Below are 19,372 nucleotides of genomic sequence, written 5' to 3' on the forward strand. Positions count from 1 at the left end.
CTCCTCCTCCTCGTCGAAGAACGACCGACCGGTGATCAGGCCTCATTGGCATGGCCTTCTGTGTATGGCCACAAGCGTCCCCCCAGCCATCGGGGTCGGCAAGGGCGTGACGCGGAACGAGGGGCCGCAGCCGCGCCGCGTCGCGTCAGCGGCTCAGGGTGCGAGTGAGCAGCTGCAGGTGTGACCCGTCGTGCCTGGAGGGGTGGATCTCGATACGCGCCCTGCGGGCGCTACTCGATCAGCATGCTGCGGTCGGCGGGCTGCCGTGGGGCGGGGCGGGCCATTCATGCTGGTCGAGGAGCGGCGCAGCCGCGTATCGAGACCCGCCGACCCGGCGCCGCTACAGTGACCGGCATGACCCCCTCGCGCGTCCTCGCACCGGAGCCCCCCGCCGACGGCTCGAAGCCCAAGGGCCCGGCGTCGTACTTCCCGAGCATCGAGACCACCTACGGCCGTCCGGTCCAGGAGTGGCTCGACCTGGTGGACGAGCGGCTCGACTCCGAGACGCACATGCAGGTCGTCTCCTGGCTGAAGACCGAGCACGGTCTCGGCCACGGGCACGCGAACGCCCTCGTCGCGTACGTCAAGGCGGCCCGCGCCTAGCCGGCCCTTCCCGCGCAGAACCATCAGCCAGGAGTCGTTCTCATCGCCCCTCGGCGACCGCATGCCTTCCGAGCTATGATGCTAATTAATAGTCATTGACTCGGGAGGGCCGTATGTACGTCGCCCCCGACCTGAGCAGCGAGGAGAGCGACGTCCGCGCCGCGATTCTGGAGCTGAGCGACTCGCTGAGGTACCAGGTGCGTCAGGGCAACCGGTGGACGGCGTCGCTCCGGCGGATGACGTTCGCGCGGAACGTGCAGGGGTCGAACAGCATCGAGGGCATCCATGCCAGCGTCGACGACGTGGCGGCGATCGCGCAGGGCGAGAGGCCTGTCGACGTCGACGAGGAGACGGAGCGTGCTCTCGCGGGGTACCAGCTGGCGATGACCTACGTGCTCCAGCTCGCGCAGGACCCCGTCGTGATCGACCCCACCCTGATCCGCAGCCTGCACTACATGGTGACGTCCTACGACCTGTCGAAGCGGCCGGGCCGCTATCGGACGGGACCCGTCTTCGTGCAGCGGGAGATCACGGGGGACATCGTCCACGAGGGAGCCGACGCCGATGCCGTCCCGGGTCTGATGGAGGAGCTGGCGGACACGATCGTCGTGACCGGCGACCATCTCGTCGACGCGGCGATGGCGCATCTCAATTTCGTGCTCGTCCACCCCTTCAAGGACGGCAACGGGCGCATGGCCCGCGTGCTGCAGTCCCTCGTCCTCGCCGCGGACGACGACGTCTCGCCCGTCTTCCTCTCGATCGAGGAGTACCTCGGCCGCCGCACGCAGGCCTACTACGACGTCCTCGCGCAGGTGGGCCGGGGTACCTGGGATCCGGACTCGGCGACGCCCGAGAGCGTGCGCCCCTGGATCCGCTTCGTCCTCACCGCCCACCTCAACCAGGCTCGGGAGCGCGCCGCGCGCATCACCGCCGCGAGCGACGCCTCGACCGCCCTCGGCGAGCTGCTGCGGGTCGCGGGCATCGACGACCGGGCCCTGGATCCGCTGTTCGACGCGCTCTTCGGTGCGACCGTCAGCCGCGGCCGGTACATCGCCTCCCTGGCGGAGGCGGGCACGCCGATCAGTCCCCAGACCGCCACGCGGGATCTGGCGACGCTCGCGCAGGCGGGTCTCCTCGCGACGAGCGGCGAGAAGCGCGGCCGCGTCTACACCGCGGCCGACCCGCTCCTCCGCCTCCGCCGCGAGGTCGGCCTCGGCCGCGCCTGGCGCGACGTCGACCCGTTCGCGTAGCCGACTCGACCGTTCGGGGACGGCTCGACGTCGGCTCGCCTCTACTCCGATCGGCGACGGACGAACTCGTCCATGACGGGAACGGTGAAGGCCACGAGCCCGCGATCCGGCGAGTAGATGATCCCTTTCTCGATCAGCGACTGCCGTGCGGGGCTCAGATTCCGCGTCTTCATCCCGAGTCGGTCGGCCAGGGTCGCGGTGGAGGAAGGGGCGCCGAGGTCGGCGGACATGGCGGTGAGGTAGTTCCGTTCTGCGGGTGTCGCCCGGTCCCACCGTGCGGGGAAGAAGCCCATGTCGAGCTCCTCGTTGCCGCGGAGGAGGGCCTCGCGCGCGTCGTCGAGGGTGATCGTCCGACCGATCGCGAGGTCCCATGCCGCCTGGCCGTAGGTCTGGAGGAAGTACGGGTAGCCGCGGGAGGAGCGGACGAGGAGGTCCGATGCGTCCGTCTCGTAGGAGGCCCCCAGAACGCGCGCGGGATCGATGAGCGCCTGGCGCGCGGCACTGTCGTCGAGGGGCCCGATCTCGCGGTAGTTGAAGAGACGCTCTGCGTAGGAGCGGGCGGCGCTGAGTGTGGACGGCAGGGTGGGGAGCCCGGCGCCGGTGACGTAGAAGGGCCACTCCCGCTGCCCCGCCCGGTGCTGGACGGCGACGATGGCCGCCATCAGATCGGTGTCGAGGTCCTGCATCTCGTCGATGAAGACGCCGAAAGCGATCTGACGCTCGTGAAGAGCGGGCACGAGATCCTCGACGAGTTCGAGGAGGTCGACGTCGATGCGGCCGGAGTCCGCGCGGCCCTCGGCGGGCTCGACGGCGATCTCGAAGCCGACGCCTCCGAGCTCAGCGCTGAAGGAACGGATCGTGCCCAGCGCTCGCCGCACCGCCTCACTCGTTCCGCGACCGCGGTAGAGCCGCCTCGCCGCGAGCGAGATCTCGCGGCCGAGCTTCCGGCGGACCGCTTCCTTCCCTGCCGCGGAGGACTGCGCCTCGATGTCCACGAGCAGCCACTCCGCCCGCTCGGCCTGAGAGCGGAAGCGATTGAGGAGAACCGTCTTGCCGACGCCGCGGAGTCCGTGCAGGACGAGACCGCGACTGTGGCGACCGGCTCGGGAGCGTGCGACGAGAAGGTCGAAGGCGTTGATCTCGCTCTCGCGCCCGACGAGCGCCGGCGGTTGCAGGCCGGAGCCCGGGGCGTAGGGGTTGAGGGCAGGCTCCATCTACAGAAATCTACCCGAATCTAAGAAAAACGTTAGACAGCGGTAGAAAGTCTTAGACAGCGATGACAGCGATGACAGCGATGACGGCGATGACGGCGATGACGGCGGCGGCGGCGGCGGCGGGCGGGCCGGTCAGCGGCCGGCGCGGCCGAACTCGAGGAGCTTCGCGAAGAGGTCCTCGAGGAGCCAGCGGGTGTCGAAGGCCTCGCAGACGCGGAGCGGGTGCGGGCCGACGTCGGGCTGGAGGTCGCCGGCGGGGGTGAAGCGCGGGGCGGGGACGGAGCGCCAGCGGCCGCCGGCGGGGTTCATCACCGCGCCGATCGCGGGGCTGTCGCCGAGGGAGCGGAAGTCGAGCGGGCCGTAGGGGACGGTGGCGTTGAAGGCGATCAGCTGGTCGACGAGGTAGTCGCCCAGTGGGCTCGTGCCGCCCAGCCGCGTGCGCAGCTCGGCGTGGCCGACGCCGACCATCGTGTAGACGGGCATCGGGATCTGCCAGACGGCGACTCCGGAGGCGAGCACGGCGTTCGCGGCGGCGACGTCGTTGATCAGGTTGAACTCCGGGTGGTAGGCCGCGATGCCCTCGTAGGGCGGGCCGCCCACCCAGACCACGACGACGTCGCGCTCGGCGATCGACGGCTCCGCCAGCAGCGCCGCGGCGACGTCGGTGAGCGGGCCGAGCACGGCGATCCAGAGCCGGCCCTCGCCGTGCAGCGCCTCCTCGACGATCACGCGCGAGCCCTCGGACGCCACGGACTCCGCGGAGCCGCCGGCGACCAGCGCCGCGGACGCCCCGTCGACGACCCGCACGTCGGCCCCGGCGAGGGCGACCACGCGATCGATCTCCGCGCGCGACTCCCGCAGGCTCCCGGGCCGGCCGAAGTGCGCCGCCACGAGCGCCCGGACGTCGAGCGTCGCGCTCAGCAGCGCCTGCACGATCGCGAACTGGTCGTCGGCCTCGTTCGCGGCGTCGGTGCTGACGACCAGCCGGTGCGGTGCCGGCCCGACGCTCACGCCGACTCCCGCTGCACGAGCGTCGTCGCGAGGATCGGCTGCCGGTCGACCTCGCGGCCCGCCACCACGGCGACCACGGTCTCGGCGGCGACGCGCCCCATGTCCTCGAGCGGCTGGCGGATCGTGGTCAGCGTCGGGTCCGAGGTGGTCGCGATGACCACGTCGTCGAAGCCCACGACCGAGATGTCGGCGGGCACGCGCCGGCCGGAGGCCTGCAGCACGCGGATCGCGCCGTTGGCCATCAGGTCGGAGGAGGCGAACACGCCGTCGAGGTCGGGGTGGCGCTGCAGCAGCCTTGCCATCGCGGCCGAGCCGCTCTCGAGGGTGAACTCGCCGTGCACGATCGGGCTGTGGTCCAGCCCCAGCTCGGTCAGCTCGTCGCGCCAGCCGCGGATGCGGTCGCGGGCCGGCTCCATGTCGTGCGGGCCGGCGATGATGCCGAGCCGACGCCGGCCGGAGTCGGCGAGCGCGCGGGCGGCGAGCCGGCCGCCGCCGTAGTTGTCGGAGTCGATCACGATGGCGTCCTCGGCCAGCGCGACCCGTGGCCGGCCGACCCAGGCGATCGGCACGGGGGAGTCGGCGAGCGCCTGCGCGAGGTGCGTGATCTCGTGCTGCAGGATCACGATCGCTCCGTCGACCGCGCGCGAGCGGAGGAACCTGGGGATGCGGTCGCCGTCGTCGTGGTCCGCGGGCAGCAGCACCGGCTGCACCTCGGCGGCGTAGAGCCCCTTCGCGGCGCCCTTGAGGACCGAGGTGAAGAACGTGCCGGTGAGGCTGTCGAGCTCGTTGAAGGCGACGATCAGCGCGATCGCGCCGGAGCGGCCGCCGCGCAGCATCCGCGCGGCGCTGTTGGCCTCGTAGCCGAGCTGCTTCGCGGCGTGCTCGACGGCGGCCGACATGCGGACGTCGACGTTCGTGCCGCCCGCGAGAACCCGGGCGGCGGTGGCGCGGGACACGCCCGCGGCCCGTGCGACGTCCACAAGCGTGGGTCGGGTCATGGCTGCATCCTTCTGAACGAGGAGGGGAGCCGGCCGGGGCGCCGGATGCTCGATCTCCAGAGTCCCACGGGGACGCCTCCCCCGGGGCCGTGGCGGTCCGATTTGCGAAACTTCTTACAGATACTAGGGGAGATCGATATCTCACGCTGCGGTAACGACTCCGAGATCGCGCTTGCACGAGGGGGAAAGGCCAGCTACCTTGGCGTCCAAGAGATCGTTCTCTTGCTCCCGGTCTCCTCCAGCGAGACCCCCCGCGAATCCCCGACGAAGAGGAACAATCGTGAAAAGAAGACTGACGGCCGTGGCCGCAGCAGCCGCCGCCGTGGCCCTCGCCCTCACCGGATGCTCGTCCGGAAGCGGTGGCGGCGCGTCCGACGACCCGAACGCCGAGGCGACCTTCTGGTCCTTCACCGGCATCAACGCCAAGGACAGCGTCGACGAGTACCTCGCCAAGATGCCCGACGCGAAGATCAAGCTCTCCGAGGTCGGCAGCACCACCGAGACCGCCACCGCCCTCACCGCGGCGCTGGCCGGCGGCAAGGTGCCCGACCTGGTCATGATCCAGAACGACGACCTGCCCCAGTTCGTCGCCAACAGCTCGAACTTCCTCGACCTGCGCACCCTCGGCGGCGACGACGTCGCCTCCGCCTACCTCCCGTGGGCCGCCTCCGCGGCGACCGCCGACGACGGCTCCGTCGTGGGCGTGCCCACCGACGTCGGCGGACTCGGCTTCGCCTACCGCGCCGACCTCTTCGAGGCCGCCGGTCTGCCGACCGACCCGGCCGAGGTCGCCGAGATGTGGAAGGACTGGCCGTCCTTCATCGCCATGGGCGAGAAGTACACCGAGGCCACCGGCAAGCCGTTCGTCGACAACATCGAGACCAGCGTCTTCTTCTCGACCGTCAACCAGGTCTCCGAGAAGTACTACTCGCCCGACGGCGAGCTCGTCTACGACACCAACCCGCAGGTGAAGGACGCGTTCCAGGTCGCCGTGGACACCAAGGACGCCGGCATCAGCGCCGGCATCGCCGCCTGGTCCTCGGGCTGGGCTCCCGGCCGCGCCAACGGCGCCTTCGCCGTGACCATCGCGCCGTCGTGGATCCTCGCCGGCATCAAGACCGACGCCCCCGACACCGCCGGCAACTGGCGCGTCACGAGCGTCCCCGGCGTCGGCGGCAACTGGGGCGGCAGCGTCATCGCCATCCCGGCCCGCGCCGAGCACCCCGAGGCCGCCTGGCAGTACATCGAGACGATGATGTCCGCCGAGGGCCAGACCGACCACTTCGCGGCCTCGGGCACCCTGCCCGCCGCCACCGAGGCGGTCGCGAGCGACGAGGTCCGCAACTACACCGACCCGTTCTTCGGCGACTCGAAGATCGGCGAGGTCATGGCCACCTCGGTCGAGCAGTTCCCCTCCTTCTACAACGGTCCCGACACGACGCCGATCAACGGCGCCCTGCTGAACACCCTCGTCGAGCTGGAGGCGGGCAACGTCACCTCCGACAAGGCGTGGACGACGGCCCTCGACACGGCCAAGCAGGCCATCGGCGGCTGATCGCCCCACCCACCCGAGCGGCCCGGCGCCTCGTGCGCCGGGCCGCCCCTTCGACGGAGGTAACCCACGTGTCAACGGCGACAGCCATACGTCCCCCCAGGCAGCGCAAGCAGCCCAGCGTCCCGGTCCAGAAGGCCGCGAAGATCCGCAACTCCCTCTCGGAGCGGATCGCCCCCTACGCGTACGTCGCGCCCTTCTTCCTCATCTTCATCGTGTTCGGGCTCTTCCCGCTGCTCTTCACGTTCTACGTCTCGCTCTTCGACTGGAACCCGATCGGCGAGCAGACCTTCGTCGGACTCGCGAACTTCCAGCAGCTCTTCGCGGACAGCCGGTTCTGGAACGCCCTGGTCAACACCTTCGGCATCTTCATCATCTCGACCGTGCCGCAGCTGCTCTTCGCGCTCTTCCTGGCGCACCTGCTCAACCACGCGCGGCTGCGCTGGGCGAACTTCTGGCGCATGGCGCTGCTGGTGCCCTACATCACCTCCGTCGCGGCGACCGCGATCGTCTTCGCGCAGATCTTCGACAAGAACTTCGGCCTGATCAACTGGTTCCTCGGCATCTTCGGACTGCCGTCGATCAACTTCCTGGCCACCAACTACGGCTCCTGGATCGTCATCTCGACGATGGTCTTCTGGCGCTGGTTCGGCTACAACACGCTCCTCTACCTGGCGGGGCTCCAGTCGCTCCCGCGCGAGATGTTCGAAGCCGCCTCGGTCGACGGCGCCTCCAGCTGGCAGCAGTTCCGCCACCTCACCATCCCGGCGCTGCGCCCGATCATCGTCTTCACCGTGATCATGTCGACCATCGGCGGTCTGCAGATCTTCACGGAGGCGCTCCTGGTGTCTCCCGAATCGGGCCTCACCTGCGGCGCCGGCCGGCAGTGCCAGACGCTCGCGCTGTTCCTCTACGAGCAGGGCTTCGGCCAGTTCAAGTTCGGCTACGGCTCCGCGATCGGCGTCGTGCTGTTCGTGATCGTCGTGGTCGTCTCGCTGATCAACTTCTACCTGTCCACCCGCACCCGGAAGGCGGCCGTCTGATGTCCGATGTGATCGATCAGGCCCTCCCGCAGGCCCGGGCCGTCGCCACCGGCGACACCCCGAAGGTGCTCCCGAAGCGCCGCGGCAAGGGCGGCGGGGTCGGCTGGCCGACGTACGTCTTCCTCGTCGTCGCCGTGCTCGTCTCGGTGTTCCCCCTCTACTACATGTTCGTCATCGCGTCGGTCGGAGCGACCGCCGTCACGTCGATCCCGCCGCGCCTGTACCCGGGCACGAACTTCTTCGCCATCGCGGAGAAGGTGTTCGACACCGTCCCGTTCATCGCGTCGCTCTTCAACTCGCTGATCGTCTCGCTGAGCATCGCGGTCCTCTCCGCGATCCTCTGCGCGATGGCCGGCTTCGCCTTCGCGAAGCTGCAGTTCCCGGGCCGCAACGTGCTGTTCCTGATCGTGCTGCTGACCATGACGGTGCCGGCGCAGCTGAGCATCATCCCGCAGTACCTGATCGTCTCGGCCCTCGACTGGGTCGACACCCTCCAGGCGATCATCGTCCCGGGTCTGGCCAGCGCCTTCGGCATCTTCTGGATGCGCCAGCACATGTCCACCACGGTCAGCGACGAGCTGATCCAGGCGGCCCGCATCGACGGCGCCAACTCCTGGCAGCTGTTCTGGCGCATCGCCTTCCCGGTGGTCCGCCCGGCGGCGTTCGTGCTCGGGCTGATCACGTTCACCGCGGTCTGGAACGACTTCATGTGGCCGTTCATCGTGCTGAAGTCGCCGGAGCTGTTCACGGTGCAGATCGCGCTGAAGCAGCTGCAGGCCAACCGCTCGATCGACGTCGCCCTGGCGATGGGCGGCTCGTTCATGGCCACGCTGCCGCTGCTGATCGCGTTCTTCTTCGTCGGCCGCCGCATGGTGTCCGGGATCATGGACGGAGCGTTCAAGGGCTGATGCACGACGCCTCCACCACTCTCGTCCCCTCCGACCGCACCGACGAGACCGGGGATCGGAGCGGTGGTCGCGACTGGCGGGACCGCTCCCTCTCCGCGAGCGAGCGGGCCCGCCTCCTCACCGCCGAGCTCACGCTCGAGGAGAAGGCGGCCCAGCTCGGCTCCGTCTGGCTCACCGACTCCGCCGACGACTTCGCCCCGAAGCTCGAGGGCGGCCCCGAGACCGCGGCCGATCCGTTCGCCGGCGGCCTAGGCCAGCTCACCCGCGTCTTCGGCACCGAGCCCGTCTCGGTGCCGGAGGGCGTGCGCCGGCTCCGCGAGCTGCAGGAGCGGGTCGTCGGCTCGCAGCGCCTGGGCATCCCGGCCATCGCGCACGAGGAGTGCCTGACCGGGCTCGCCGCGTACGGCGCGACCGCGTTCCCGACGCCGCTCGCCTGGGCGGCCACCTTCGACGAGGACCTCGTCGGCGAGATGGCGGAGGCGATCGGCTCCGACATGCGCGCCCTCGGCATCCACCAGGGGCTCGCGCCCGTGGTCGACGTCGTGAAGGACTACCGCTGGGGCCGCGTCGAGGAGACCCTCGGCGAGGACCCGTACCTGGTCTCGCAGCTCGGCACCGCGTACGTCGCCGGGCTCGAGTCGGCCGGGATCATCGCGACGCTCAAGCACTTCGCCGGCTACGCGGCCTCCCGCGGCGCCCGCAACCACGCTCCCGTGAGCATGGGGCCGCGCGAGATCGCGGACACCGTGCTGCCGCCGTTCGAGGCCGCGCTGCGGCACGGCGGCGCGCGCAGCGTGATGACCTCGTACACCGACATCGACGGCGTGCCCAGCAGCGCGAGCCGGCACCTGCTCACCACGATCCTGCGGGAGAAGTGGGGCTTCGAGGGGACGGTCGTCGCCGACTACTGGGCCGTGCCGTTCCTCCAGGCGATGCACCACGTCGCGGTCGACACCGCCGACGCGGGGCGGCTGGCGATCCGCGCCGGCGTGGACGTCGAGCTGCCGCAGACCGCGGCGTACGGCGAGCTGCCGCGGCTCATCCGCGAGGGGGTCGTCGACGAGCGCGACCTCGATCGCTCCGTCGAGCGGCACCTCCGCCACAAGTTCGAGGCCGGGCTGCTCGACGGCGGGCCGCTGGTGCCCGAGGGCGCCGAGTCGGTGGACCTCGACAGCGCGCGCAACCGGGCGATCTCGCTCCGGATCGCGGAGGAGTCGGTCGTGCTGCTGCGCGACGACGACGTGCGTGGGCTGCTCGCCTCGGGCACGGTCGCCGTGGTGGGTCCGGCGGCGGACCAGTTCCGCAGCCTGGTCGGCTGCTACGCCTTCCCGAACCACGTGCTCTCGAAGCACCCGGGGCACGACCTCGGGATCGAGATCCCGACCGTGCTCACCGCCCTGCGCGCGGAGCTCGGCGAGGAGCGGGTGCGCTTCGCGGCCGGCGGATCGATCACCTCCGCGGACACCTCCTCGATCGCCGAGGCCGTCGCCGTGGCGCGCTCGAGCGACGCGGCCGTGGTCGTCGTCGGCGACGTGGCCGGGCTGTTCGGCGACGGGACCTCGGGCGAGGGCTGCGACGCGGCCGACCTGCGGCTGCCGGGCGCTCAGGACGAGCTGGTCTCGGCGGTCCTCGCGACCGGCGTGCCGACCGTGCTGGTCGTGCTCTCGGGCCGGCCTTACGCGCTCGGCGCGTACGGAGCGGCGCGCGGAGTCGTGCAGGCGTTCTTCCCCGGAGCGGACGGGGCGGCCGCGGTCGCCGGCGTGCTCTCGGGGCGGGTCTCGCCGACCGGGCGTCTGCCCGTGCAGATCCCGCGGCTGCCCTCGGCGTCGACGACGTACCTGCAGCCGTCGCTCGGGCTCTCCAACCCCGGCATCACGGCGCTCGACAACACGCCGCTGCACTCGTTCGGCTTCGGGCTCACGCGGGGCGCCATCGCGTACGAGGCGCTGTCGGCGCCGGCGGTGCTGGCGGTGGACGGGGCGCTCGACGCCGCGGTCACCATCCGCAACAGCGGCGAGGACACCGTCGAGGTCGTGCAGCTGTACGCCGCCTACCCGACCTCGCCCGTCGTGCGGCCGGCCGCGCAGCTGCTCGGCTACGCGCGCGTGCCGATCGCCGCGGGGGAGTCGCTGACCGTGCACTTCCACGTCGAGGCGGCGCGGCTCGCGGCGACCGGCGAGGACGGCGCGCTCAGTGTGGACCCGGGCCCGCTGCGCCTGATCGCCGGCCCGTCGGCCTCCGACGCCGCGCAGACCGCCGACGTCACCCTGACGGGCGCGCGCCGCGTGCTCGCCGAGCGCGCCCTCCGCACCCCGTGGTCGGTGACCCGAGGCTGACCCGCCGCCCGCTGGCCGAGCAGCCGCTGAGCGGCGGCCGCACATGCTGGTCGAGCAGCCGCCGAGCGGCGGCCGCACATGCTGGTCGAGCAGCCGCCGAGCGGCGGCCGCACATGCTGGTCGAGTAGCCCCGAAGGGGCGTATCGAGACCCACCCTCCCGGTGACGCCGGATCTCGATACGCGCCCTGCGGGCGCTACTCGATCAGCATGGATTGCGGGCGGGCAGTCCGGACGCGGGGCGCAAGGGGCCTGCGCCCGCCGTCCCGCGCGCCTACCGTGAACAGCAGCACCCCCGGCGCGAGGACGCGCGCGGGGCCGGACTTCTCGAGGAGAGACATGCCTGCACTGACCGACACCTTCACCCTGTCCAACGGGGTCGAGATCCCGAAGATCGGCTTCGGCACCTGGCAGATCGAGGACGGCGCCGACGCCTACGACGCGGTGACCGCGGCGCTCGAGGCCGGCTACCGCCACATCGACACCGCCCGCGGCTACGGCAACGAGGCGAGCGTCGGCCGGGCGCTGCGCGACAGCGGGATCCCGCGCGACGAGGTCTTCATCACCACGAAGCTGCCCGCCGAGGTCAAGGACCACGCCGGCGCGAAGGACAGCTTCGAGACGACGATGGCGGCGCTCGAGCTCGAGCACGTCGACCTGTACCTGATCCACGCCCCGTGGCCGTGGTCGGACATGGGCTCGGACCACCGCGACGGCAACATCGCGGCCTGGAAGGCGATGGAGGAGATCTACGACTCCGGCCGCGCCCGCGCCATCGGCGTCTCCAACTTCTCCGTCGACGACCTGGAGTCGCTGATCGCGGCGACCGACGTGAAGCCGCACGCCAACCAGATCCGCTGGTTCGTCGGCAACACCCAGGACGAGACGACCGACTACTGCCGCACCAACGGCATCCTCGTCGAGGGCTACTCGCCGCTGGCGACCGGCGGCCTGCTCGAGAACTCGGACCTCGCCGACATCGCGAAGGCGAACGGCGTCTCCGTCGCGCAGCTCTGCATCCGCTACCTGCTCGAGAAGGACGTCCTGCCCCTGCCGAAGTCGACCACCCCCGCGCGCATCCGCGAGAACGCCCAGGTCGACTTCCCCCTCTCGGCCGACGACGTCGCCCGCCTCGACGCCCTCACCGACACGGAGTCCTGACCCGCCCCCAGAACTCAGAAGTTGCGGTAGTCGCGCCCGACTACCGCAACTTCTGCGTACTGGCGGCGGCGCGCCGGTCGAGGGGCCGTGCAGCGGCCCGTCATGCAGGCCGAGCAGCCGCGCAGCGGCTTCCTCTTTTGCTGGTCGAGTAGCCGCGGAGCGGCGTATCGAGACCCGGCGTGCTTGCGGTGGTGGATCTCGATACGCGCCCTGCGGGCGCTACTCGATCAGCATGGATCGCCCGGCGGGTCAGGCGAAGCGGAGCAGGTGGGCGCCGTGGGGCTCCAGGGTCAGGGCGACCGCGCCGTCGGCGACGGGGAGGGGCTCGCCCGTCCAGACGTCGACGGGGGTGCCGGTGCAGCCGAGGTCGGCGAGGTGCGCGGAGTACTCGCGCGGGGCGTCGCCGAGCCAGAAGACGCCGCGCCACTGGACGTCGCCGCGCCAGGCGCTCCAGACGACGAGGTCGCCGTCGCGGACGATCTCGCGGCTGCCCTCGCTGGACAGCAGGGCCAGGACGTCGTCGTTCGTCAGCAGCGCCAGCGTCTCGGGCGGGGTGTCGGGGAGGTGCCCGCCCATCATCAGCGGCGAGCGCAGCAGGCACCAGAGCGTCACGAGCGTGCGCTGCTCGGCGGGGGTGAACCGCGAGAGGCGGTCCTCGCCCACGTGCGCCCGCACGCCGATCCGGCCCAGCGGCAGCATGTCCGCATCGGCCCACGCGCCCGGCCGCTGGTGCGGCGCCCAGCGCGCGGCGCGCTGGAACTGCTCCTGCAGGTGCCCCCAGTCGTCCCAGAAGTCGTCCGAGATCCGCCACATCTGCGCGGTGTCGCGGAGCAGGTCCAGGTTCTCCAGCGAGAGCTGCTTGCCCGGCGAGAGGCTCAGCACCATCGGCCGGCCGGTCGCGTCGATCGCGCGGGAGAGCGCGGCGATCTCGTCGGCCTGGATCGGCGGGTAGAGCACGTCGTCGAGCTTGACGAAGTCGACGCCCCAGGACGCCAGCTGCGCCATCACCGAGTCGTAGTACTGCTGCGCGCCCGGCACGGTCATGTCGACGCCGTAGTCGTCGGGGTTCCACGGGCAGACGTTCCCGCGGTCGGCGATGTCGGCGCAGGTCGCGTCGGAGCCGAGCACCGGCAGCCCGAGCTCGGCGGCACGGCGGGGCACGCCGCGCATCAGGTGCACGCCGAAGCGCAGCCCGAGGGCGTGCACGCGCGCGGCCAGCGCGGTGAAGCCTCCGGTCGCCGCGGAGGGGAAGCGCCCCACCGCGGGCTGCGGCCGGCCCCAGTCGTCCAGGACCGGCTCCGACACCTCCTGGTAGTCGCTCGTGCCGGGGTCCGGCTCGTACCACTGGATGTCGACGACGACCGTGTCCCAGCCGTGCGGCAGCAGGTGCTCGGCGAGGTACTCGGCGTTGGCCAGCACCTCGTCCTCGGTCACGGAGGAGCCGAAGCAGTCCCAGCTGTTCCAGCCCATCGGCGGGCGGCGGGCGGCCTCGGTGCGTGTCGCGATCATGCCTCCGACCCTGCCACGAGCGAGCCCGCCGCGTCGTCGGCCAGCTCCAGCGACACCGTCGCGAAGGAGTGCGGCGGCAGCGTCACCCGCAGCCCGGTCGCCGTGACCTCCAGCCCCTCGAGCGCGACCGGGCTGACCGCGTCGGCGTCGCCCGGCCGGTTGTGCGCCTGGGGCGAGTCGGCGGTGAGGAGCCGCCCCGTCGCTCCGGTCACGGCACCGCCGCGGAAGGACAGCTCGATCTCCAGCGGCTCGTCGAGGTCGACGTTGGTCATCGAGACCAGCACGCGCCCGTCCTTCACCGAGGCGGACGCGGAGGCGAGCGCGATCTCGCGCCCGTCGACCGCGTGGGTCGGCCCGGCGACCGTGGTCGGCAGTACCGTCGCGTCCTGGTGCCCCTTGTTCATCTCGAACACGTGGTACGTGGGCGTGCGCACCATCTCGCCGCCGTCGGGGTCGGTGAGCAGCATCGCCTGCAGCACGTTGACGGTCTGCGCGATGTTCGCCATCGAGAGCCGGTCGGCGAAGGCGTGGAAGACGTCGAAGTGCAGCCCGGCGACCATCGCGTCGCGGATGGTGTTCTGCTGGAAGAGGAAGCCCGGGTGCGTGCCCGGCTCGACGTCCCACCAGGTGCCCCACTCGTCGAGCACCATCCCGTACTTCTTCTCGGGGTCGTGCACGTCCATCACGGCGGCGTGCGAGCGCAGCAGCTCCTCGATGCCCTGCGCGGCGACGATCGTGCTCCAGTAGGTGTCCGCGTCGAAGTCGGTGGCGCTGCCCTTCGCGTGCCAGCTGCCGCCGATCGTGTAGTAGTGCACCGAGACCGACTCCCAGGGCACGGAGGAGAAGGGGTGCCCCTCGATCTCGGGGATCACCTCCATCAGCGTCTGCGTCCAGTGCGTGTCCGCGCCGTCGGCGCCGGCCGCGATGCGGTGCAGCGGGACGTCGTTGCCGCTCTGCACGAAGGTGCCGAACTGGCGGGCGAGATCGGCGTAGGCGCCGGCGCGCATGTTGCCGCCGCAGCCCCAGGTCTCGTTGCCGAGGCCCCAGTAGCGGACGGTCCACGGCTCCTCGCGGCCGTGCGAGCGGCGCAGGTCCGCCATCGGCGACTTCCCGGAGCCGGTGAGGTACTCGACCCAGTCGGCCATCTCCTGCACGGTGCCGGAGCCGATGTTGCCGGAGATGTAGGCGTCGGCGCCGAGCAGCTCGCAGAGCGCCATGAACTCGTGGGTGCCGAAGGAGTTGTCCTCGGCGACCCCGCCCCACTGGGTGTTGATCAGGCCGGGGCGCTCCTCGCGCGGGCCGATGCCGTTGGTCCAGTGGTAGCGGTCGGCGAAGCAGCCGCCCGGCCAGCGGAGGTTGGGGATGTCGAGGGCGCGCAGGGCCTCGACGACGTCCAGGCGGATCCCGCCGGCGTTCGGGACGGGCGAGTCCTCGCCGACCCAGAAGCCGTCGTAGATGCAGCGGCCGAGGTGCTCGGCGAAGTGGCCGTAGACGTGCTTGCTGATGGTGGCGCCGGGCCGGTCGAGGTCGACGGTGACGGTGGTGTTCACGGGGTGCTCCAGGGTGGTGGCGGGCGAGTCGGCAGTGGTCGGGGCGGCGGCGCTCACGCGTCGACGCGGACGAGCCGCAGGACGATCGCGCGGTCGGCGTGGAAGGTCGGCAGGTCCAGGCCCGCCTCGCCCAGCAGGCTCCCCGAGTAGGCGGGGGCCGGGGCGTCGGAGTCGAGCGGCACGGTCGCCTCCAGCCAGCGCGGGCTCTGCCAGGGCGGGCCGAGCGAGCCGGGGCGCGCGGCCTCGACGCGGTACCGGGCCCGCGGGTCCAGGCCCGGGAGGCGGACGCGGCGGCGCGAGTCCGCCGTCAGCGCCGGCGTGACCAGCGTGTAGAGCGCCTCGGAGCCGTCGGTCGCGACGACGCCGCGCAGCGACGGCGCATCGGGGTCGGAGTCGCCGCTCCCGACGACCCGTCCGGACGCGATGAGCCCGCGGTGCTCGCGGTACGCCGCGATCCAGCCGGCCAGCACGGGCTCCTCCTGCGCGTCCAGCTCGCGGAGGTCCCACTCGATGCCGAAGTGGCCGAGGAAGGCGATGGCGCAGCGGGTGTGCAGGTCGCTGGTGCGGCCGGTGACGGAGTTGACCGGCGAGGCGACGTGCGAGCCGAGCATCTCCGGCGGCACGAGCAGCCCGGTCCAGCGCAGCATCCGCGAGCGGTCCAGCGGGTCCTGGTTGTCGGAGGTGTGCACGCGGTCGGTGCGCTCGAGGATCCCGAGGTCGACGCGGCCGCCGCCGGAGGCGCAGCTCTCGATCTCGAGCTCGGGGTGCCGCTCGCGCAGCTCGTCGATCAGCCGGTAGAGCGCGAGCGTCTGCTCGTGCACAGCGGCGGTGCCGGTGGCGGGGTGGCCGGCGTCGATCAGATCGCGGTTGTGGTCCCACTTCAGGTACGCGACGCCGAGGTCGGCGACCAGCCCGTCGAGCACGCCGAGGAGGTGCGCGAACGCGTCCGGGTTCGTCAGGTCGAGCACCTGCTGGAAGCGGAAGCGCGGCGGCAGCTCCTCGCGAGCGCGCAGGATCCAGTCGGGGTGCGCGCGGGCGAGGTCGGAGTCCTCGTTGATCATCTCGGGCTCGACCCAGAGGCCGAACTCCATGCCCCGGCTGCGGACGTGCTCGGCCAGCGGGAGGAGGCCGTCCGGCCAGGAGACGGGGTCGGGCGTCCAGTCGCCGAGGCCCGCGCGGTCGTCGCTGCGGCCGAGGAACCAGCCGTCGTCGAGCACGTAGCGCTCGACCCCCAGGGCGGCGGCGCGGTCGGCCAGCTCAGCGAGGGTCGCGAAGTCCTGCTCGAAGTACACCGCCTCCCAGACGTTGAGGGTGACCGGGCGCGGGCGTCGGGAGGAGCGTGAGACTCCGCGGAGGTAGGCGTGGAAGCGGGCGGCGGCGGCGTCGAGGCCGACACCGAAGCTGCCGGAGATCCAGGGGGAGGAGTAGCTCTCGCCGCTCGCGAGGCGGACCTCGCCGGGGAGGAGCAGCTCGCCGCCGCGGAAGGCGAGCCAGCCGTCGCCGCGCTCGACGGCGTGCTCGTGGTTGCCGCCGATGCCGACGTGGCAGAGCCAGACCTTGCCGTCGGCCGCGTCGAAGCCGGGGGTGCCGATCGCGACGACCGTCGTCGCGTCCAGGCCCGTGCGGCCGCGCCGCGAGGAGCGCGAGTGGCTGCCGGTGACGACGGGGTGGCGCTGCGGGATCTTCTCGGTGCCCCAGCGGCCGGAGAAGTCCAGGATCTCGCGGGCCTCGGTCGGGATCCGCAGGGCGGGGTCGACGCCGATCACCTCGAGGTGCCCGGTGCCGTCGTTGCGGACGGAGACGCGGGTCCGGAGCAGTCCCGCGGGCGAGAGAACGATCTCCACGACGACGCCGATTCCGGTTTGCGCGTCTTGCGCCTCGACCGTCACGGCGGCGCTCCCGGGCTGCACGACGGCGCCCTCCGCGAGGGCCTCGCCGTCCACCGAGACGGCGTCCACGGTGAGCCGCGGCGACCAGCCGGCGCCCTCGCGGTGCACCCGGAGACCGGGCAGACCGGCCCAGCCGAAGGTGTGCTCGGGGAGGATCCCGGGCTCGTAGGGCACGTCCGAACCGCCGTCCATCCCCGTTCTCACGGGGGTGGTTGCGAAACCGGCGAGGTCGTCGTCGCTCGCGTCGATCCGCGGACCCCAGTGCAGCAGGACGGGCAGGTCGCCTCCCGACTGAGTGAGGAGGGCGGACACGTCATCGGCGACGAGATGGATCACTCTCGGGGATTGCATGATGACATTCCTACCGTCGATCCTGGTCTGAGTACAGTGAGAGATCGATCTCGACCACCGGCGATCCCGTCGTCGTCCCGCTCACTGCAGATCCACCCCGCTTCGATCCGCCCACCCCGATCACTCACCGCCGAGGAGCATCCATGCCGCTGACCCGCCCGGCCCCGCACGAGTCCCGCCTGGAGCGCGGAGTGCTCGACGCGCGGCGGCGGCTCAACCGCGACTACCTGCTCTCGCTGAGCGACGAGGGGCTGCTGCAGAACTTCCGCATCGAGGCCGGGATCGGCGACCAGGGCTGGCACCTGCACCCCTCGCAGGACTCGCGCGAGGCCCGCGGACTCGACCGGCACTGGGGCTGGGAGACGCCCGGCTCGCAGCTGCGCGGCCACTTCCTCGGCCACTGGCTCTCGGCCGCGGCGCGCGAGGTCGCCGTCACCGGCGATCCGCTGCTCCGCGCCCGGATCGGCTCGGTGCTCGACGGTCTCGAGCGCTGCCAGGAGGAGAACGGCGGCGGCTGGATCTGGGCGATTCCGCGCGGCTACCTCGACCGCCTCGCGAGCGGCCGCCCGATCTGGGCGCCGCAGTACGCGATGCACAAGCTGCTGATGGGCCTCGTCGACCTGCACCTCGACCTCGGCGACGAGCGGGCGCTGCGGATGGCCCGGGCCGCCACGACCCCGCTGCTGGAGTGGGTCCGCGCCTTCGACGACGACGCGTTCCAGGAGATCCTCGAGGTCGAGACCGGCGGCATGCTCGAGGTCTGGGCCGACCTCCTCGCGATCACCGGCGACCCCGTCTACGCCGAGCTGCTGGAGCGCTACGACCGCCGCTCGCTCTTCGAGGGCTTGCTCGCGGGCCGCGACGTGCTCACCAACAAGCACGCCAACACCACGATCCCCGAGGTGCTCGGGGCCGCCCGCGCCTACGAGGTCACCGGCGACGAGCGCTGGCGGCGGATCGTCGAGGCCTACTGGGAGCAGGCGGTCGTCCGCCGCGGCACCTTCTGCACCGGCGGCCAGACCTCCGGCGAGATCTGGACGCCGCCGTTCGAGTTCGCCGCCCGCCGCGGCGAGAAGACGCAGGAGCACTGCACGGTCTACAACATGATCCGGCTGGCCGACGTGCTGCTGCGCTGGACCGGCGAGCTCGCCTACGCCGACTACATCGAGCGGAACCTCTGGAACGGCCTGCTCGCCCAGCAGAACCCGAGGACCGGGATGGTCGCCTACTTCCTCCCGCTGGAGGGCGGCGCCCGGAAGGACTGGGGCAGCCCGACCGAGGACTTCTGGTGCTGCCACGGCACGCTGGTGCAGGCGCACACCCGGCACTCCGGGCTGGTCTTCTACCGCGGCGGCGACGCCGAGCTGACGATCGCGCAGCACGTCGACGCGAGCGTCCGCGTGGCGACCGCCGCGGGCGAGGCGGTGGTCCGGGTCGAGGTGCTCGACAACGCCGGCTACGTGGGCCCCGACGCGAACGCGGGGGACGCGGGCGACGCGCACCGGCCCTCCGCCTCGCGGATCCGGGTGTCGGTGGAGTCGGCGGAGGGGGTCGCGCTGCAGGTGCGGATCCGGGTGCCGGAGTGGACCATCGGCGAGCCGGGCGTCGCGGGCGACACCGCGCGGGTCGAGCGCCTCGACGGCGCGCTCCTGCTGACGCACCCCGGCGGCCGCACCGGCGTCGACCTCGCCTTCGGCACCGAGATCCGCGCCGTGCCGATCCCGGACGAGCCCGGCACCGTCGCGTTCGTCGAGGGGCCGGTCGTGCTGGCCGGCCTCGTCGACCGCGAGGTGAGCCTCCGCGGCCGCCTCGAGGACGCCCCCGCGCTGCTCGCCCCCGACGACGAGCGGCAGTGGACCCAGTGGCTCCGCGGCTACCGCACCCTCGGTCAGCCCGCCGCGATCCGCTTCCGGCCTCTGCACGAGGTCGTCGACGAACCCTTCTCGCTCTACTTCCCGGTCTCGGCCGGGAGCTGATGGACAGGACCCCCTCCGTGACC

General features: G+C 71.9%; 14 protein-coding genes. 8 read left to right on the plus strand and 6 right to left on the minus strand.

The window, feature by feature from the left end; genetic code table 11:
- The first annotated feature begins 354 nt into the window (after positions 1-354).
- Positions 355-603 carry a DUF4287 domain-containing protein gene (locus tag EDF36_RS08275; protein WP_123706483.1) on the plus strand — a complete coding sequence of 83 codons (249 nt, stop codon included), beginning with the start codon at positions 355-357 and terminating at the stop codon, positions 601-603.
- Between the two features lie 113 nt (positions 604-716).
- The gene (locus EDF36_RS08280) at positions 717-1,853 is read left to right on the plus strand and encodes a Fic family protein (protein ID WP_123732631.1); all 1,137 of its coding nucleotides are present in this window, start codon (positions 717-719) and stop codon (positions 1,851-1,853) included.
- 41 nt (positions 1,854-1,894) lie between these two features.
- Here the strand turns inward: EDF36_RS08280 and EDF36_RS08285 are convergent, their stop codons facing one another.
- The 3 genes from EDF36_RS08285 to EDF36_RS08295 all read right to left on the minus strand — a co-directional run bounded on the left by EDF36_RS08285 (position 1,895) and on the right by EDF36_RS08295 (position 5,076).
- Positions 1,895-3,067 (minus strand): ATP-binding protein, encoded by a 1,173-nt coding sequence (locus EDF36_RS08285; protein ID WP_123732632.1) that lies wholly within the window; start codon positions 3,065-3,067, stop codon positions 1,895-1,897.
- A 132-nt stretch (positions 3,068-3,199) separates the two neighbouring features.
- Positions 3,200-4,078: a nucleoside hydrolase gene (locus tag EDF36_RS08290; RefSeq protein WP_123732633.1), complete on the minus strand. Its 879-nt coding sequence runs from the start codon at positions 4,076-4,078 to the stop codon at positions 3,200-3,202.
- Positions 4,075-5,076, minus strand: a complete 1,002-nt coding sequence (locus EDF36_RS08295; protein ID WP_123732634.1) for a LacI family DNA-binding transcriptional regulator — start codon at positions 5,074-5,076, stop codon at positions 4,075-4,077. The genes EDF36_RS08290 and EDF36_RS08295 overlap by 4 nt, the downstream gene beginning before the upstream one ends.
- A 301-nt stretch (positions 5,077-5,377) precedes the next feature.
- Here EDF36_RS08295 and EDF36_RS08300 point away from each other — a divergent pair, with 301 nt between their 5' ends.
- From EDF36_RS08300 to EDF36_RS08320, 5 genes are all read left to right on the plus strand, one after another.
- Entirely contained in the window at positions 5,378-6,631 is a 1,254-nt protein-coding gene (locus tag EDF36_RS08300) for an extracellular solute-binding protein (protein ID WP_123732635.1), read from the plus strand.
- Positions 6,632-6,699: 68 nt separating this feature from the next.
- Positions 6,700-7,671 (plus strand): carbohydrate ABC transporter permease, encoded by a 972-nt coding sequence (locus EDF36_RS08305; protein ID WP_221180979.1) that lies wholly within the window; start codon positions 6,700-6,702, stop codon positions 7,669-7,671.
- On the plus strand, positions 7,671-8,579 hold the full coding sequence (locus tag EDF36_RS08310) for a carbohydrate ABC transporter permease (RefSeq protein WP_123706487.1): 909 nt from the start codon (positions 7,671-7,673) through the stop codon (positions 8,577-8,579). Before EDF36_RS08305 ends, EDF36_RS08310 begins: the two co-directional genes overlap by 1 nt.
- The gene (locus tag EDF36_RS08315; RefSeq protein WP_123732637.1) at positions 8,579-10,915 is read left to right on the plus strand and encodes a glycoside hydrolase family 3 N-terminal domain-containing protein; all 2,337 of its coding nucleotides are present in this window, start codon (positions 8,579-8,581) and stop codon (positions 10,913-10,915) included. The genes EDF36_RS08310 and EDF36_RS08315 overlap by 1 nt, the downstream gene beginning before the upstream one ends.
- 337 nt (positions 10,916-11,252) lie before the next feature.
- Positions 11,253-12,074 carry an aldo/keto reductase gene (locus EDF36_RS08320; protein WP_123732638.1) on the plus strand — a complete coding sequence of 274 codons (822 nt, stop codon included), beginning with the start codon at positions 11,253-11,255 and terminating at the stop codon, positions 12,072-12,074.
- Between the two features lie 249 nt (positions 12,075-12,323).
- On the opposite strand, the gene EDF36_RS08325 is transcribed toward EDF36_RS08320, so the two are convergent.
- The 3 genes from EDF36_RS08325 to EDF36_RS08335 are packed head-to-tail and all read right to left on the minus strand — an operon-like array spanning position 12,324 to position 17,373.
- Complete coding sequence (locus tag EDF36_RS08325) at positions 12,324-13,583, minus strand: alpha-galactosidase (protein WP_260300630.1); 1,260 nt, start codon at positions 13,581-13,583, stop codon at positions 12,324-12,326.
- Positions 13,580-15,190: an alpha-N-arabinofuranosidase gene (locus EDF36_RS08330; RefSeq protein ID WP_397459893.1), complete on the minus strand. Its 1,611-nt coding sequence runs from the start codon at positions 15,188-15,190 to the stop codon at positions 13,580-13,582. Before EDF36_RS08330 ends, EDF36_RS08325 begins: the two co-directional genes overlap by 4 nt.
- Positions 15,187-17,373 (minus strand): alpha-galactosidase, encoded by a 2,187-nt coding sequence (locus EDF36_RS08335; RefSeq protein ID WP_123732639.1) that lies wholly within the window; start codon positions 17,371-17,373, stop codon positions 15,187-15,189. The genes EDF36_RS08330 and EDF36_RS08335 overlap by 4 nt, the downstream gene beginning before the upstream one ends.
- Before the next feature lie 143 nt (positions 17,374-17,516).
- Here EDF36_RS08335 and EDF36_RS08340 point away from each other — a divergent pair, with 143 nt between their 5' ends.
- Entirely contained in the window at positions 17,517-19,349 is a 1,833-nt protein-coding gene (locus EDF36_RS08340; protein ID WP_123732640.1) for a beta-L-arabinofuranosidase domain-containing protein, read from the plus strand.
- Positions 19,350-19,372 lie beyond the last annotated feature (23 nt).

The organism is Rathayibacter sp. PhB152, from assembly GCF_003751395.1.
GTDB classification, from domain to species: Bacteria; Actinomycetota; Actinomycetes; order Actinomycetales; family Microbacteriaceae; genus Rathayibacter; species Rathayibacter festucae.